Origin of the sequence: Pseudomonas sp. SH10-3B (assembly GCF_019891415.1) — a bacterium.
In the GTDB taxonomy this organism is placed as follows: Bacteria; Pseudomonadota; Gammaproteobacteria; order Pseudomonadales; family Pseudomonadaceae; genus Aquipseudomonas.
Genome location: NZ_JAFLXD010000013.1, coordinates 117,548 through 133,909, shown reverse-complemented (window position 1 = coordinate 133,909; position 16,362 = coordinate 117,548). Strand labels below are relative to the sequence as shown.

General features: G+C 62.4%; 16 protein-coding genes. 6 read left to right on the top strand and 10 right to left on the bottom strand.

The features are described from left to right. Nucleotides 1-253: 253 nt before the first annotated feature. Genes dsbG through dsbD form a run of 3 tightly spaced genes read right to left on the bottom strand, consistent with a single transcriptional unit; the run spans nt 254 to nt 3,569 of the window. A complete protein-coding gene (gene dsbG / locus J1G35_RS12875) occupies nt 254-1,015 on the bottom strand; it encodes a thiol:disulfide interchange protein DsbG (RefSeq protein ID WP_223015140.1) in 762 nt (253 codons plus the stop codon). Continuing rightward, nucleotides 991-1,842 carry a TlpA disulfide reductase family protein gene (locus J1G35_RS12870; RefSeq protein WP_053129201.1) on the bottom strand — a complete coding sequence of 284 codons (852 nt, stop codon included), beginning with the start codon at nt 1,840-1,842 and terminating at the stop codon, nt 991-993. Before J1G35_RS12870 ends, dsbG begins: the two co-directional genes overlap by 25 nt. After that, nucleotides 1,842-3,569 carry a protein-disulfide reductase DsbD gene (gene dsbD / locus J1G35_RS12865; protein ID WP_053129205.1) on the bottom strand — a complete coding sequence of 576 codons (1,728 nt, stop codon included), beginning with the start codon at nt 3,567-3,569 and terminating at the stop codon, nt 1,842-1,844. Before dsbD ends, J1G35_RS12870 begins: the two co-directional genes overlap by 1 nt. Nucleotides 3,570-3,746: 177 nt before the next feature. Between dsbD and J1G35_RS12860 the strand changes: the two genes are divergently transcribed. The 5 genes from J1G35_RS12860 to J1G35_RS12840 all read left to right on the top strand — a co-directional run bounded on the left by J1G35_RS12860 (nt 3,747) and on the right by J1G35_RS12840 (nt 8,550). Continuing rightward, entirely contained in the window at nt 3,747-4,427 is a 681-nt protein-coding gene (locus J1G35_RS12860) for a response regulator (protein ID WP_053129209.1), read from the top strand. Then, complete coding sequence (locus tag J1G35_RS12855; protein ID WP_053129212.1) at nt 4,424-5,746, top strand: ATP-binding protein; 1,323 nt, start codon at nt 4,424-4,426, stop codon at nt 5,744-5,746. The genes J1G35_RS12860 and J1G35_RS12855 overlap by 4 nt, the downstream gene beginning before the upstream one ends. Nucleotides 5,747-5,867: 121 nt before the next feature. Next, nucleotides 5,868-6,635, top strand: a complete 768-nt coding sequence (locus J1G35_RS12850; RefSeq protein WP_223015139.1) for an N-acetylmuramoyl-L-alanine amidase — start codon at nt 5,868-5,870, stop codon at nt 6,633-6,635. 216 nt (nt 6,636-6,851) lie between these two features. Continuing rightward, the gene (locus J1G35_RS12845; protein WP_053129216.1) at nt 6,852-8,246 is read left to right on the top strand and encodes an aspartate aminotransferase family protein; all 1,395 of its coding nucleotides are present in this window, start codon (nt 6,852-6,854) and stop codon (nt 8,244-8,246) included. 82 nt (nt 8,247-8,328) lie between these two features. After that, the gene (locus J1G35_RS12840; protein ID WP_017527671.1) at nt 8,329-8,550 is read left to right on the top strand and encodes an MbtH family protein; all 222 of its coding nucleotides are present in this window, start codon (nt 8,329-8,331) and stop codon (nt 8,548-8,550) included. A gap of 75 nt (nt 8,551-8,625) precedes the next feature. On the opposite strand, the gene J1G35_RS12835 is transcribed toward J1G35_RS12840, so the two are convergent. The 7 genes from J1G35_RS12835 to minC all read right to left on the bottom strand — a co-directional run bounded on the left by J1G35_RS12835 (nt 8,626) and on the right by minC (nt 15,284). Next, nucleotides 8,626-10,791 carry a mechanosensitive ion channel domain-containing protein gene (locus J1G35_RS12835; protein ID WP_223015138.1) on the bottom strand — a complete coding sequence of 722 codons (2,166 nt, stop codon included), beginning with the start codon at nt 10,789-10,791 and terminating at the stop codon, nt 8,626-8,628. 52 nt (nt 10,792-10,843) lie between these two features. Continuing rightward, nucleotides 10,844-11,011 carry a hypothetical protein gene (locus J1G35_RS12830; RefSeq protein ID WP_162492707.1) on the bottom strand — a complete coding sequence of 56 codons (168 nt, stop codon included), beginning with the start codon at nt 11,009-11,011 and terminating at the stop codon, nt 10,844-10,846. Between the two features lie 135 nt (nt 11,012-11,146). Then, nucleotides 11,147-12,436, bottom strand: coding sequence for a M18 family aminopeptidase (locus tag J1G35_RS12825; protein WP_053129220.1), 1,290 nt, complete (start codon nt 12,434-12,436; stop codon nt 11,147-11,149). A gap of 105 nt (nt 12,437-12,541) precedes the next feature. Continuing rightward, nucleotides 12,542-13,177, bottom strand: a complete 636-nt coding sequence (locus J1G35_RS12820; RefSeq protein WP_027603908.1) for an RluA family pseudouridine synthase — start codon at nt 13,175-13,177, stop codon at nt 12,542-12,544. Between the two features lie 96 nt (nt 13,178-13,273). Next, a complete protein-coding gene (gene minE, locus J1G35_RS12815) occupies nt 13,274-13,528 on the bottom strand; it encodes a cell division topological specificity factor MinE (protein WP_003175252.1) in 255 nt (84 codons plus the stop codon). 3 nt (nt 13,529-13,531) lie between these two features. Next, nucleotides 13,532-14,344, bottom strand: a complete 813-nt coding sequence (gene minD, locus J1G35_RS12810) for a septum site-determining protein MinD (protein WP_053129223.1) — start codon at nt 14,342-14,344, stop codon at nt 13,532-13,534. Nucleotides 14,345-14,546: 202 nt separating this feature from the next. Then, nucleotides 14,547-15,284, bottom strand: coding sequence for a septum site-determining protein MinC (minC, locus tag J1G35_RS12805; protein ID WP_053129226.1), 738 nt, complete (start codon nt 15,282-15,284; stop codon nt 14,547-14,549). 119 nt (nt 15,285-15,403) lie between these two features. On the opposite strand from minC, the gene J1G35_RS12800 reads away from it, so the two are divergent. Further along, entirely contained in the window at nt 15,404-16,339 is a 936-nt protein-coding gene (locus tag J1G35_RS12800; protein ID WP_053129229.1) for a lipid A biosynthesis lauroyl acyltransferase, read from the top strand. The last annotated feature ends 23 nt before the right edge of the window (nt 16,340-16,362 follow it).

Sequence of the window (16,362 nt, the reverse complement as noted above, 5' to 3'; positions counted from 1 at the left end):
GAGCCTAGGCGAGGTGCCGAGTGTTGGGGCGAAGCGTTTTTGGTTACTTTTGGCGCTCTTCCAAAAGTGACCCGCCGTAAGGGCGGAACCCATAGCCGACGTTACCGCAGCAACGGATATGTACTCACTCAACTCCAACGACATGGTCGGCCCAAAGGCCGCCACGGAACCAAGCTCCCTCACCACAAAGAGATTTTTCAGCCTGAAAGTTGTGTAGATACCCATGCCCCGATGGCGTCAGACCAGGCGCCGCTTACTTCGGTCCCATAATCTTCACCAACTTATCCGGCGACGGCGCTCCTTGCTGTTGCTGCAAGCCACCCTTGTCATCCAGGTAGAAAATCGCCGGCGTCGCCGACAACTCCAGCTCATCCATCAACTTCATATTGGCATCGAGCTTGGCTTCGATGTCCGCCGGGATCTTGGCCAGTGCCTGCAATTTGCTGCCTTTGCCGGCGGCTTCGTGGTCTTCCAGGGCTTTTTGCGGGTCTTTGGCGGCGAACAGGGCAGCCGACTTGGCGGCGCTGTCTTCGCGGATGATGCCGACCATGATGTGGCGCAACTGCACCTTGCCGGCTTTTACCCATGGCCGTGCCTGTTCCCAGAACATGTTGCAGTACGGGCAGTTAGGGTCGCTGAACAGGTAGACGATGCGCGGCGCGTTTTTGTCGCCGTCCTGGATCCAGCTGCTGTTTTCCATCTTGGCCCAGACTTCCTTGGCCATGGGGGCGTACACCAGTTTTTCCAGGGGCGCGCTGCTCAGGTCATTGCCCTGGGCGTCGTACAGGTTGCCGGCGATCACATTTTTGCCGTCGGCGGTCAGGTACAGCGCCATGCCGCGGTTCTGGTATTGCGCGGCGTAGCCGGTGAGGCCGCTGGGGGCGTCGAACTTGCCGAGGATCCTGGCACCCTTGGCTTCGATCTGTTTGATCGGAGCCGGCCAGTCTTCGGCCTGGGCCAGGGTGGCCGCGAGCGTCAGCGGCAGCAGGGTCAGCAGGTGGCGGAGGCGAGGCATGTGGGTTTCCTTGTGGCGGCAGGGGCGGTGTCGAAGGTTTCCATGGCACGGGCCAGGCTGGCCTGGGACAACTCGCCCAAGTGGCTGTTGATCAGGCGTCCGTCAGCTTGGTAGAACAGCGTGGTTGGCAGGGCCATGGAGCCTACGGCCTGGCCGAGGCGGCCGCTGGCGTCAAACAATACGTTGTCCAGGTTCAGGCCCTGGGTGGCCAGGTAGGTGCTGACGCTCTGCATGCTTTCGGCCTGGTTGACGAACAGAAAGGTCACGTCCGGGCGCATGCGTTGGGCGCTTTCCAGCACCGGCATCTCGCGGCGGCACGGTGGACACCAGGTGGCCCACAGGTTGATCACCAGTGGCCCGCCCTGGTAGTCCGCCAGTTGCACCACTTCACCATTGGCGTTGCGCAAAGTGATGTCCGGCAGGCGTGTGCCTTTTTCATACACGCTCAAGGACAGGCTGGTCATGCCCCAGAACACCAGCCCGGTGATGACCCCGGCGCTCAGCGGCTTGCGCAGCGCCGGGCGACGCCAGCCATAGAGCAGTGCACCGAGGATCAGGGCGATGATACCGGGCCAGGCGAGAAAACCGCCGTCGCGCAGGTCGACCATCTGCAGCCAGTCGTGGCTGTAGTAGCTCCAGTACATCAGCACAAAGCTGACGCGCGCCGCCAGCATGCCCAGCAGGAACAGGCTGAACAGCACCGATTCCGGATTTTCACCGCCACGCTTTGCTACGCGCCACCCCACCAGGGTGGCGAGGATCAACGCGCTGATCAGCAGGATGTGATTCAGGGCGATGGCGAAGGTGCCGATGGTCAGGGTCAGCATCAGAGGGCGTCTCGGGTCTGATTCCAGCGTTGCAGGAATGCGTCGGCATTCACTTCGCCGGTGATGCGCTGGGCGCGTCGTTCTTCACCGTCAGGGCCGATCCACACGAAGCTCGGCGGCCCCGGTACCTTGTAGCGGCCCAGCAGCGCGCGACTGGCGGCGTTGTCGGCGGTGACGTCCAGGCGCAGCAGACGGACATCCTTCAGTGCGTCGAGTACTTCGGGCTTGCCGAACACCTGTTTCTCCATGATCTTGCACGACACACACCAGTCGGCGTAGTAGTCCACCAGCACCCATTGGCCCTGGGCCTTGGCGCTGTCGAGCTGGCTTTGCAGCACTGCCGGGTCGCTGATAGTCATGAAGGCCTCGTGGGCGCTTGGTGCGGTGGCGATCCGCGAACCGTTGTAGACCTTCAACGGTTGCCACAGGTCATCGCTGCCTCCCGCTGCACCAACCAGCAGCAGGCCGCCCCACAATCCCACGACCACGGAACCGGCGCCGAACAGCATGGCGACCCGCCCGAAATCCTGGGCCAGGCGCCAGCCGCAGTAGGCCATGGACATGGCCAACGCGCCCCATAGGCCGAGCCACAGGTTTTCGCCGACCACTGGCCGAATCATCAGCACGGCGGTGGCCAGGAACAGGAAGCCGAAGATGCCTTTGAGCACATTCATCCAAGTGCCCGGCTTGGGCAGGAAGCGATTGCCCACGGTGACCAGCAACAGCAGCGGCACACCAATGCCGATGCCCATGGCAAACAGGATCAGCCCGCCGTGCAGTGCATTGCCGCTCTGGGCGATATACAGCAGTGCACCGGCCAGGGGGGCAGTCATGCAGGGGCCGACCAGCAGGCCGGAGAGGGCGCCGAGCACCCCGGCGCCGACCAGGCTGCCGCCGCTTTGGTTGCGGCTGACGTTATCCAGGCGGTCACGCAAGGCGACAGGCAGTTGCAGTTCAAAGAAGCCGAACATCGGCAGGGCGAGGATCACGAACAAGGCGGCGAAACTGCCGAGGATCCATGGGGTTTGCAGCAGGGCGGCGAGGTTGCTGCCAAGCAGCGCGGCCAATACACCCAGTGCGGCATACACCAGTGCCATGCATACCACGTAGCTGCCCGCCAGGGCAAAGCCGCGACGTGGGCTGGCGCCACTGCCCACCACCAGGCCGGCGAGAATCGGCAGCATCGGCAACGAGCACGGTGCAAATGCCAACAGCAGGCCAAGACCGAAGAACAACAGCAGGCTCCAACCCAGGCTGCGCTGCTGCAAGCCGCTGGCCAGGCTCTGGTCCTGTGCTTCGGCGGTCGCGGCGACGGCCGGGTTGCCACCCAGGTCCACGGTGATCGACTGCGGCGGATAACACAGCCCCGCATCGGCGCAGCCCTGCCAGCCCAGCTTGACCTGGCCGGTGGCTCCGGCCGGAATCTTCACTTCCAGGCCCTGGCGATACACCTCCTGATCGCCGAAGAACTCATCGCTATGGGCTTCGCCTTGTGGCAGCGCGGGCTTTTCGGCCAGGCCCTCGAACTTCATGCGCTGCTTGTACAGGTAATAACCGTCGGCAATCTGCCAATACAGCTGGGTCTCGCCACTTTCAAGACGCTCGGAGGTAAAGGTGAAAGCCTTGCCCACCGGGAGGAAATCAGGTTTGGTCTCAAACGGATTGCCCGGCGCGGCTTGGGCGAACCCCGCGAATAACACCAGCAGAAAGGTAAACAGATGCCGCATGGTCAAGCCTTAGTTCGATACAAGTGATGCACACAATGTGTGGCGTTGATTAACCGATGATTAAACGGGCGCTATTCTAAAGTGTAGGGATTATCTGAGCTTGCATCTTTTCACGGCATAATCTGCGCTTAATCCGCTGCACTTTTAATCCCCCCCATCTTTCATGAAGGGTTCACCATGCACGTACTGGTCTGTGAAGACGACGAACTGATCGCCAGCGGCATCGTGGCCGGCCTCGGCGCCCAGGGCTTTACAGTCGAGCGCGTGGCCACCGCGGCAGCTGCGCGCGCGATGCTCAAGGCGGCAACCTTCGACATCATGGTGCTCGACCTCGGCCTGCCCGACGAAGACGGCCTCAAGCTGCTGCAACAGCTGCGCAGCCAGGGCCTGGAGATTCCGGTGCTGATCCTCACCGCGCGGGATTCGGTGACGAACCGCGTCGACGGCCTGCAAGCCGGTGCCGATGACTACCTGCTCAAACCCTTCGACCTGCGCGAATTGGCCGCGCGCCTGCAAACCCTGCTGCGCCGGATGGCGGGGCGCAGTGTCAACCTGATCGAGCACGGTCGGCTGACCTACGACCCGAGCAGTCGCGAAACCCTGTTGGGAGGCCAGCCGGTGGACCTGTCCCGGCGTGAACAGGCGCTGTTGCAGGCCCTGCTGCACAACAAAGGCCGCGTGCTCTCCAGCGAACAGCTCAAGGACAGCGTCTACGGCTTCAGCGATGAGCTGGAAAGTAACGCCCTCAACGTGCATATCCACCACCTGCGGCGCAAATTGGGCAATGGCATTGTCGAAACCGTGCGCGGCCTGGGTTATCGCCTGGGTCCAGCTGATGGTGGAGAGAACGTTTCGTGAAAAGCCTGCGCCTGCGCCTGACGTTCAAGCTGGGCGCCGCTTTTGTGCTGATCTGGGCCCTGGCAGCGGCCTGGATGCTCAACGATCTGCGCAACCAGATGATGTTCTCCCTCGACCAACGCCTGGTGGCCTCGGCGCGCATGGTGGCGGGCTTGACCGAGCAGATGCCGGGCCTGGCCAGTGTGAGTGGCGGCGCGCATTTCAGTGCCGAGCAACTGCATGTGCCAGGCGGCATGGCTTGCCAGGTCAGCTCCCTGCACGGCGAAATCCTGGCCCGCAGTCATACCACGCCGGATGAGGGCCTGGAGTCGCGCAAGAGCGGCTTTCGTGACCAGGTCATCAATGGTGTGGGCTGGCGCAGTTTTACCCTGTCCCGGGGTGACCTGCTGATCACCACCGCCGATCGTCAGGTGGAGCGCGAGGCGCTGAACCTGTCGATCTTGCTTGCCGCCTCGGTGCCGGTGGGTGTGGCGATGCTCGGTTGCCTGTGCCTGCTGTGGCTGGGCATCGGCCAGAGCCTGTTGCCGCTCAACCGCATGCGTGACGCGCTGATGCGTCGCAGTGCCGACTCCCTTGAACCGTTGCAGATTCACCCGTTGCCCAGCGAGCTAAAGCCGCTGCTCGATACCCAGAACCAACTGCTGCAACGCATCGCCAAGACCATCGAACGCGAGCGCCGCCTCACGGGTGACGCTGCCCACGAGCTGCGCAGCCCGTTGACGGCGATCAAGACCCACCTGCAAGTGGCGCGCATGACCGAGGGCGCGGCCCGCGACCAATCCCTGGCCCATGCCGAGGAGGGCGCCGACCGCTTGCATCGTACCCTGGAGCAATTGCTGTTGTTGGCGCGGGTGGAAGGTAGCCTGTCGTTCGACGATGGCTTGCAGTCCAGCGCCGAGGAAGTGGCGCGGTTGGCGATCCAGGACGCGAATGCCGGCGACAATGCGCGTATCGACCTGAATCTGGCGGCTAACCTCAGCGAAACGCCGGTGGAGATGCCCGTGGGCCTGGCGATCGCGGCCCTGCGCAACCTGCTGGACAACGCCCTGCGCCATACACCCGCAGACACCCGGGTGGAACTCAGTGTGTTCACCGCCGCCGATCAAGTGATCTTCCGCGTGCGCGACCACGGCAAGCAGATTTCCCCCGAAGACCTGCAGTACCTCACCCAACGCTTCTGGCGCAATGGCAACAGCGAGGGCTGCGGCCTGGGCCTGGCGATTGTGCAGGCGATCGTGCAGCGCTGTTCCTGCTCATTGAAGTTCGACAGCCAGGCGGATGGCCTGCGCGTCGACCTGGGCATGCCGTTGCGACGCTGACCGTCTTTTCGAGTGCCAAATAGTTACCGCCCGCTTGAAGTTCAACCCTTCAGGATGGCGGTAATTTTTTTGCGCTTGAACGGGCCGAAAGACTCGGCCTGTATTGAAAAGGACGGTTCTTATGTTGGTCATCGATACCAGTTTCCCAGCCAGGGATTTCAACGAACGTAACGGCGAACCTGTGCGTCAGGTGGTGCTGCATTACACAGCGGCGCCTTTCGCATCCTCCTTGCGCACCCTGACGCAAAACGGCGTCAGCGCTCATTACCTGCTGCCTGATCCAGACGAGCCCGGCTACCGCGCCGCCGGGTATGACGAGTTACGCGTGTTTCGTCTGGTCCACGAAAACCAGCGCGCCTGGCATGCCGGAGCGAGTCATTGGGGCGGGCGCGACAACCTCAACAGTCGGGCGATCGGCATCGAGATCGTCAACCTGGCCCGGGACGACGGGGGCACATTCACCTTTCCCGCCTACGGCCAGGAGCAGGTGGCGGCGTTGATTGCGTTGCTGCGCGACATCCTTGGGCGCCACCCACAGATCGGCCCGACCGACATTCTCGGGCACTCGGACGTGGCGTACTGGCGCAAGAGCGATCCGGGACCACGTCTGCCGTGGCGCGGTTTGTTCGAGGCGGGAGTGGGGGCGTGGTTCGACGAGTCGACGCGGGCCATGTACCAGCGCCGGTTCTGTGTCGCGTTGCCGCCTGAAGTGGAGGTGGAGCGGGCATTCCAGCGCTATGGCTATAAACCGGCGCAGAATCGCCAGGCGTTCGAGCAGAGGACCCGGGCGTTTCAGATGCACTTTCGGGCGCGGGATTATTGTGGCGTGTTGGATGCCGAGACCTGCGCGATCCTGTATGCCCTGAATGAAAAGTACCGTGGACTGTGAAGCTGCGCGCAATTCAAATGTGGAGGGGGCGGTGCGACGATTCGACTTGCCCCCTCCCACAGTTGGGTCTTCATAAATCAGTTACCGACAACAGCCCCTAAATCCGCTTGAAGCTGGTGCGTTTCCAGAACAGGAAATCCGTGCGCATGCCCTTGGGCCAGACGCCAACGGATCGGCAGTTTGGTCACCATCATCCGCGTATTGAGGGGTCGAGAGATGTCAGTCGCTACCAGCCGTATCGAAGATACCCAGGTGCATGAAACGCTTTATCAGTTTGATGAAACCCCATTGCTGGCGCGCCAGCGCCAGCAGGAATCCAACGCCCGCAGTTACCCACGGCGCATCCCCCTGGCGCTCAAGCGTGCCAAGGGGATCTATGTGGAAGACGTGGAAGGCCGCCGTTTCATCGACTGCCTGGCCGGCGCCGGCACCTTGGCGTTGGGGCACAACCACGCGGTCGTGATCGAAGCCATCCAGCAAGTGCTGAGCGACGAACTGCCACTGCACACCCTGGACCTGACCACGCCGGTCAAGGACCAGTTCGTGCAGGACCTGTTCGGCCTGCTGCCGGCGCAACTGGCGCGGGAAGCCAAGATCCAGTTCTGCGGCCCTACGGGTACCGATGCGGTGGAAGCCGCGTTGAAGTTGGTGCGCACCGCTACCGGACGTAGCACGGTGCTGTCGTTCCAGGGCGGTTATCACGGCATGAGCCAGGGCGCGCTGAGCCTGATGGGCAGCCTGGGGCCGAAAAAACCCTTGGGCGCCTTGCTCGGCAATGGCGTGCAATTCCTGCCATTCCCGTATGACTACCGTTGCCCGTTCGGACTGGGCGGCGCAGAAGGCGTGCGGGTCAATCTGCATTACCTGGAAAACCTGCTCAACGATCCCGAAGCCGGGGTGTTGCTGCCGGCGGCGGTGATTGTCGAGGTGGTGCAGGGCGAGGGCGGGGTGATCCCGGCCGATCTCGACTGGCTGCGCGGCCTGCGGCGCATCACCGAGCAGGCGGGGGTGGCGTTGATCGTCGATGAGATCCAGAGCGGCTTTGGTCGTACCGGCAAGATGTTTGCCTTCGAACACGCCGGCATCATCCCGGATGTGGTGGTGATGTCCAAGGCCATCGGCGGCAGCCTGCCGTTGGCGGTGGTGGTGTACCGCGACTGGCTCGACACCTGGCTGCCGGGCGCCCATGCCGGGACGTTCCGTGGCAATCAGATGGCCATGGCGGCGGGGTCGGCGGTGATGCGCTACCTCAAGGAGCACGACCTGGCCGGCCATGCGACGGCCATGGGCGAGCGCCTGGGCGAACACCTGCGCATCCTGCAGCGCGACTACCCGCACCTGGGGGATATTCGCGGGCGCGGGCTGATGCTCGGCGTGGAGTTGGTGGACCCGCACGGCACCCTGGACATCCAGGGCCATCCACCGGTCCATCGCCAGCTGGCACCGCTGGTACAGCGCGAGTGCCTCAAGCGTGGCCTGATCCTGGAGCTCGGCGGGCGGCATGGCAGCGTGGTGCGCTTCTTGCCGCCGCTGGTGATCACTGCGGCTGAAGTCGACAGCGTCGCCGAGATCTTCGGACGCGCCCTGGCCGCTGCCGTCGCCAGCCTCTAATTTTTCGGCGCCTTGGTACGTTTCTACAGATATCAGCGCTGCGCGTGGTGTGCAGCCAGCCTTTGAGCGATGGAGAACAGCAATGACCTCAGTATTTGACCGCGACGACATCCTGTTTCAGGTAGTGGTCAACCATGAAGAACAGTATTCCATCTGGCCCGACTACAAGGCCGTGCCGGAAGGCTGGCGCACCGTGGGCAAGAGCGGCCTGAAGAAAGAGTGCCTGGCCTACATCGAAGAAACCTGGACCGATATGCGTCCGTTGAGCCTGCGCCAGAAGATGGACGGTGCAGCGCTCGCCTGACACACAACCTGCAGTAGACCGGCCTGTTGTGGCAAGCCCGCTCGCCACAACAAGCTCATCAGATTCGTCATGACCCTACGCGTTCTTGTCCTTCTCCAACCCACCCGAAGCCCCCGTCACCACCTGCACACTCAAGCGCGGCGTGGCCAGGTCCAGCCCGGCTTCGTCCAGGTGCCGTTTGAGCGACAAGTTGAACGCCCGCGACACTTCCCACTGCTTGATCGGTGCCGTCTTGAACCGTGCGCGCAGGATCGCGCTGCCCGACTCGAAACTTTCCACCCCCTGGATCTCCAGCGGCGACCAGATATTGCGGCGTTGCAGCGGGTCGTTGCGCATTTTCTGGCCGACGTCGCGCATCAGCTTGATCGCATCGTCGATTTCCATGTTGTAGGGAATCGCCACCCGGAAGATCGCGTAGCCGAACTCCCGTGAGTAGTTCTTGATGCTCTTGATCTCGCTGAACGGGATGGTGTGCACGATGCCGTCAATGTCGCGCAGGCGCACGGTGCGGATGGTCAGGCCTTCGACGGTACCGAGGTGGCCGCCGACGTCCACGTAGTCGTCAATCGCCAGGGAGTCTTCGATGATGATGAACAGGCCGGTGATCAAGTCGGCCACCAGCGACTGTGCGCCAAAACCGATAGCCAGGCCGATCACACCGGCACCGGCCAGCAGCGGCGTGACGTTCATGCCCATGTTCGCCAGGGCGACGATGGCGGCGATGATGAAGATGGTCACGAACAGCACGTTGCGGATCAGCGGCATCATCGTCTGCGCGCGGGCATTGGCCAGGCCTTTGCGCGAGCGGGTCAGGGCGTGGTGGATCGCGGTGTCGCTGAGGATCCAGATCAGCCAGGCGAACAGCAGCGTGCCGCCCAGGCCGAACAGCTTGACGCTGATTTCATGGCCGTCGCCTTCGGTAAAGCGAATCAGCGACAGGCCCCAGACCCGCAGTCCCAGTTCGATAAACACCAGCCACACCACCAGATGGGCGAGGGTGTAGACGAAGCTCTTCAGGCGCTCGGAATACAACGCATGACGCTTGTGCCCGCGTTGCGGCTTGAGCGCATGGCGACGCACCAGGCCGTTGATCACCATGCACAACACCAGCAACACCGTGCACAACAGCGACTGGCGCAGGGCGGTGCTGGTGTCGCCGGCGGAGACGAAGGTGGCGAACAGCGAAATACCCACCAACAGCAAGGCGGGGATGTACCAGAAGGTACCGATGATCTCGATTGTGTCGCTGAGGGCGCGGCGGGTCAGGCGCCGTGACAGCGGCTGGTTGCGGATCAGGTGGGCGATCGGGCGCCGGAAACGCAGGATAAACACGCCGGTGGACAGCGCGGCCATCACATTGGCGATGGTCGCCGCCGTGTGGGCCAGGTGCTGGCCAAGCGCGACGACCAGTCGCGGGTCGCTCAAGGCTTCGCCAAAGGCGGCGAAGCTGCCGATCCACCACAACGGGCGGAAGGCCTGGTGGCGCAGGATGTACAGCGCACGGTGGCGATGCGGGCCGTCGAGTACCGAGAAGGCAATCACACAGATGGCCGAGAAACAGGTGCCGACCACCAAGGCGTAAGCCAGCACCATCGCCAGGGATTTGCCTAGGGACGAGGGCAGGGCGTAGCTCAGGTAAACCGTGATTACCAGCGCGATCAGCCAGGGCCCCAGTTTGCGCAGGGCAAAGCGCAGCATGTCCCAGGTGCGGGGGTGTTGCGGCAGCTCCTCGGGCAGGCCGAAGCGCTCACGCACGCGGTGGCTGAGCCAGATCAGCGCGGCGGCGAGCAGGCTCCACACCGCGAGGATCACGGCAAAGCCGAAAATGATCGGCAACCATTCGCTGGCCGGCAGCATCAGTGCGCTGAGTTCATCCTTGGCCAGGTCGATTTCATTCGACCAGCGCCCCAATGGGCTGTCGGCGCCGGAGAACTGCTGCTCCAGGCCCGACAGCGTGCTGCCGATCAGCCCGAGTACACCTTGTTCGGCGGCGGGCTGGGCTTTCTGGGTGGCGGCGCGCAGCTTCTTAAGGTCGCTCAGCAGTTGGGTGCGCTGCTGGTCGTTTTCCAGGGTCTTGATCACCTCGTCCAGCGACTGCCCCAACGGCACGTCGGCCTGGGGTTGGGCCTTGTTGGTGCTGAGCAGCCCGGGCAAGCCCACCGCTTGGGCGGGCGAGAGCGGCAACAGCGTGAGCAGGGCGATCAGGAAGCAGCAGGGCAGGGCAAACAGACGGGAAAGCACGAGGCGGTCAACCTTGAAAACGACGGGTTGAGCGAGTGTACGAGTGCAAGCGTCATTCGGCCAGTTTGGCGAGGATCTTGTACACCACGGTGCCCAGGATCAGCAGCATGCCGATCCACATGCCGAACACGCCCAGGGGTTTGTCGCGGAAGTTGAAGCCGACGGCGAGCATGATCATGCCGATCAGAATAGGGATAAGCATGGCGTGGAAAGAAGACATGGAAATCATGGGGCGACGGCCTTGTCGAAGTGGGAATACTGACAAGTCTAGGTCGGATTACAGAAGGTAGCGTTGATATGTGTCAGGTTGGATTTCCTGTAGGCGCTGGCAAGCCAGCGCCTACAGGAGGTTTGATCAGGGCAGGTCGTGGCTGGCGTAGAACGCGCCCAACACCTTCACCAAATGCGCCAGGTCATGGCTGCCGCACAGCTCACGGATGGAGTGCATGGCAAACGTCGGCAAACCGATGTCCACCGTACGCACGCCCAGGTGGCTGGCAGTGATCGGGCCGATGGTCGAACCGCAGCCCATGTCGCTGCGCACCACAAAGCTTTGCACCGGCACTTCCTGGGCCATGCACAGGTGGCGGAAGAACCCGGCGGTCTCGCTGTTGGTGGCGTAGCGCTGGTTGCTGTTGACCTTGATCACCGGGCCGGCGTTGAGCTTGGGGCCGTGGTTGGCGTCGTGCTTGTCGGCGTAGTTCGGGTGTACGCCATGGGCGTTGTCAGCGGAAACCAGCAGGGATTTCTGAATGGTGCGTACGAATTCATCACCTTCCGGCAAGAGGCGACGCAGGGTCTGCTCCAGCATCGGGCCATCGGCGCCGCAGGCCGAGCAGGAACCGACTTCTTCGTGGTCGTTGCACACCAGCACGCACGTTTCGTCGGTCTCGCTGGTGAGCAGGGCTTGCAGGCCGGCGTAGCACGACAGCAGGTTATCGAGGCGCGCACCGGCGATAAAGTCGCCATTGAGTCCGATCACGGCGGCGCTCTGGGTGTCGTAGAAGCTCAACTCGTAGTCGAGCACCACGTCGGCGTTGAGCCCATGTTCGCGGGCCAGTTGCTCGGTGAGCACGGCCCGGAAGTCCACGCGTTCATCACCGGCAAATTGCGCGAGGATCGGCGGCAATTCGGTCTGGGCATTGATCGCCCAGCCCTGGTTGGCTTCACGGTTCAGGTGAATAGCCAGGTTGGGGATGATGGCGATGGGCAGCTTGAAGTCGATCAGTTGGCTTTCGACCTTGCCGTCACGACGGAAGGTGACGCGGCCGGCCAGGGACAGGTCGCGGTCGAACCACGGCGCCAGCAGCGCGCCGCCGTAGACTTCCACGCCAAGTTGCCAGAAGCCCTGGCGTTGCAGCTCTGGCTGGGGCTTGACCCGCAGGCACGGGCTGTCGGTATGGGCGCCGACCAGGCGAATCCCGCCTTGCAACGGCGAGTGGCGGCCGAGCTTGAAGGCAATGATCGAGGAATCGTTGCGGGTCACGTAGTAGCGACCGTTGGCTTCGGTGGCCCAGGTTTCGCGCTCATCGAGGCGCTGGAAACCGGCCGCTTCCAGGCGCTGGGCCAGGGCGGCAGTGGCATGAAAAGGAGTAGGGGAGGCCTTGAGGAAGTCGATCAGGCCTTGATTCAACGCTTCGCGCATAAATAGCTCCAGACAGCAATGCGCGGAGTTTACCGTTCGAGGGCGAGAAGTGCACAGAACAAATGTGGGAGGGGGCAAGTCGAATCCCCCTCCCAATTTGCAGCTTTAGAACGGTGCAGGGCACTCAAAGCGCAAGCGCTCACCGCTTTGCGGATGAGTGAAGCTCAGCATGCTGGCGTGCAGGCACAGGCGCGGCCACGCAGCCAGGGCCTGTTCGTGGGCATACAGGCCGTCACCGAGCAACGGATGCCCGATCGACAGCATATGCACACGCAACTGGTGCGAGCGGCCGGTGATTGGCGTCAACTCGACGCGGCACCAGTCGCCACAACGTTCCAGGACTTTCCAGAAGGTCAGCGCGTGCTTGCCGAACTCGTGATCCACCACATGGCGTGGTTTGGTCGGCGGGTCGTAGCGCAAGGGCAGGTCGATGCTGCCGCTGTCCAGTTCCGGTTGGCCCCAGGCGAGGGCGGTGTAGGCCTTTTCGGTTTCGCGGTCGTGGAACTGGCGGGACAGTTCTCGATGGGTATCGGCGTCCCGGGCCAGCAGGATGATCCCCGAGGTTTCCCAGTCCAGGCGATGGACGATGCGGGCTTCGGGGTAGCCGTTCTCCTGCAGGCGGGTGATCAGGCAATCCTTGTTGTCATCGGCGCGGCCAGGCACCGAGAGCAGCAGGGTCGGCTTGTTCACCACCAGGACAGCGTCGTCCTGATGCAGGATATGAATAGTGGACAGCGGCATTAAACAGCCTCGTAACAAACGCCAACGGCGGCTCGACCACCCGGTGCCCGCAAAGGCATCAAGGTGACCGAGCCGCCGTGGCGGCCGCCTGTTCGATCAACGATCAGGCAGGGTGATATTGAGTTCCAGAATCGAGCAGCTGCCGTCGTTTTCAAGGGCGACATGCACGTCATCGTTGCCGATATTGACGTACTTGCGGATCACCTCGACCAGTTCCTTCTGCAAGGCGGGCAGGTAATCCGGGGTACTGCGTTGGCCGCGTTCGTGCGCCACGATGATCTGTAGACGCTCTTTCGCGACCGACGCGGTGCTTGGCTTTTTGTTGGCGCGAAAGAAGTCGAGAAATTTCATTGTTTAGTTGCCTCCAAAGATACGCTCGAAGAATCCCTTCTTCTTAACATCGAGGAAGCGATGTTCCACGGTCTTGCCCAGCAAGCGATCAACTGCATCGCTGTACGCCTGGCCGGCGTCGCTTTGGTCGTCAAGAATCACCGGGACGCCCTGGTTGGAAGCCTTCAGCACCGCCTGGGATTCCGGGATCACGCCCAGCAGGGTCACTGCGAGGATGTCCTTGACGTCTTCAACACCGAGCATTTCGCCGTTGCTGACGCGCTCAGGGTTGTAGCGGGTGAGCAGCAGGTGTTCCTTGATCGGGTCTTCACCTTTCTCGGCGCGCTGGGACTTGCTGGCCAACAGGCCGAGCATGCGGTCCGAGTCGCGTACCGACGAGACTTCCGGGTTGGTCACGACGATGGCTTCATCGGCGAAGTACATCGCCAGGTGAGCACCGGTTTCGATCCCGGCCGGGGAGTCGCACACCACGAATTCGAAGGTTTCCTTCAGCTCGGCGAGGACTTTGCCTACGCCTTCTTTGGTCAGCGCGTCTTTGTCGCGGGTCTGGCTGGCGGCCAGTACGTACAGGTTTTCAAGGCGCTTGTCCTTGATCAGGGCCTGTTGCAGGTTGGCTTCGCCGTTCACCACGTTGACGAAGTCGTACACCACGCGGCGTTCGCAGCCCATGATCAGGTCGAGGTTACGCAAACCGACGTCGAAGTCGACGATGACTGTCTTGTGGCCGCGCAGAGCGAGGCCGGTACCGATAGCGGCGCTGGTGGTGGTCTTACCCACACCACCCTTGCCGGATGTAACCACGAGAATCTTGGCCAAGGTGTTTCACCCCTAAGGAAAAAGGACCTTTATAGTCCCTGAAAAACATCTCTTGGAACTCGCCGCAGGCGGACAGCCCTTGTAGGAAAAAGATGGGGTCTCCCTAAGGAAAACGCTAACTTCCAACTTTTCCTACGCAAGTCTTGCCAGTTTCGCTTTGCTATCAGAGTCTAGAGATGCTTGGAAAATGCGGCAGTATCCGTTAAAGACGGATGATGTTCAACACATCGCCCGACAGGCTGACCTGCACCCCGGCTCCCCACAGCGGATCCCGGCGCAAATCTTCTGAAACCTTGTACTGGCCTGCGATGGACACTAGTTCAGCGGTCAACTGCTGGCAAAAAATACGCGCCTTGGTATCACCCTTGATGCCGGCGAGGGCGCGTCCGCGCATCGGGCCGTATACATGGATATTGCCATCAGCAAGAAGTTCCGCGCCGGGACTGACCGAGGAGATCACCACAAGGTCGCCGCCCTGGGCGTAAATCTGCTGTCCGCCGCGTACGGGCGTGGTGATGATCTTTGTAGGCTTGATCGTCGGTTCCGCGGGTTTTTCCGGTTTTTTCTTCACTTCGCCGACCAAAGGTTCCAATGGGCGCTCACGCGCGCCAGACGGCGGCAGTACTGGCAGTTCAATGGCGATGGCGGCGGCGATGTCTTCGATACGGCTGGCACGAATCGCCAGGGTACGCAGTCCGTGGGAGCGGCATACGCGCATCAATCCGGGCAGGTCGATGCTGCCCTGGCCGGCCGGCAGTTTGTCCAGGGCCAGCACCAGCGGGGCGTTGTTGAAGAAGTTCGGCGCCAGGGCGACCTTGGCAGCGAGCTGGCGATCCAGGGCGTCGAGGTCGTTGCGGGCCAGTTCCAGCACGGTAATGGCGAGCATGCTGCCTTTCAGCTGGAACACGGGATCTTGGTCTAGCGGTTCGGTTTGGCTCATGGTCGGCAAAAAGCGGCTTGTCACGAAAAGTGTCGAGACTTATAACGAGAACACTCACTGGCCGCAAGCCGAGTCGAACCGTTGTAGAATGCGCGGCCCTGTCTTTCCCGGAATCTGTAATGGATCGCCCGCGTTTTCGAGCTGTATTTTTTCACCCGCGCTTTTGGCTGTTATGGCTGGGACTCGGCCTGCTGTGGCTGGTCACCCAACTGCCGTATCGCGCGCTGCTGACCATTGGTCGGCTGCTGGGTGCCGGCATGTACCGTGTGGCCGGCGAACGTCGCCGCATCGCCGCACGCAACTTGGAACTGTGCTTCCCGGAAAAATCCGCCAAAGAGCGCAAACAGCTGCTCAAGGAGAACTTCGCGTCCACTGGCATCGCCTTCTTTGAAATGGCCATGAGCTGGTGGTGGTCGCGCCAGCGCCTGGCGCGCCTGGCCCATGTCGAAGGCCTGCAGCACCTCAAGCAGGCCCAGTTGGATGGCAAGGGCGTGATCCTCATGGCCCTGCACTTCACCACCCTGGAAATCGGCGCGGCGCTGCTGGGCCAGAAGCACACCATTGATGGCATGTACCGCGAGCACGGCAACCCGCTGTTTGATTTTATCCAGCGCCGTGGCCGCGAGCGGCACAACCTCGATTCCCTGGCGGTCGAGCGCGAGGACGTGCGCGGCATGCTCAAGCTGCTGCGTGCCGGCCGCGCGATCTGGTACGCGCCGGACCAGGACTACGGCGCCAAGCAAAGCATCTTCGTGCCGCTGTTCGGCATCCAGGCCGCCACCGTGCCCGCCACCAGCAAGTTCGCCAAGCTGGGCAAGGCGCTGGTGGTGCCGTTCACCCAGGAGCGCCTGGCGGACGGCAGCGGTTACCGCCTGGTGATCCACCCGCCGTTGACCGACTTCCCCGGCGAAAGCGATGAGGTGGACTGCCTGCGTATCAACCAATGGGTCGAAGCCTCGGTGCGTGAGTGCCCCGAGCAATACCTATGGACCCACCGCCGCTTCAAGAGCCGGCCACCGGGTGAGCCCAAACTGTACGAAAAACGCCGTCGCTAAAACCGACTTTTCCCCACACGGAG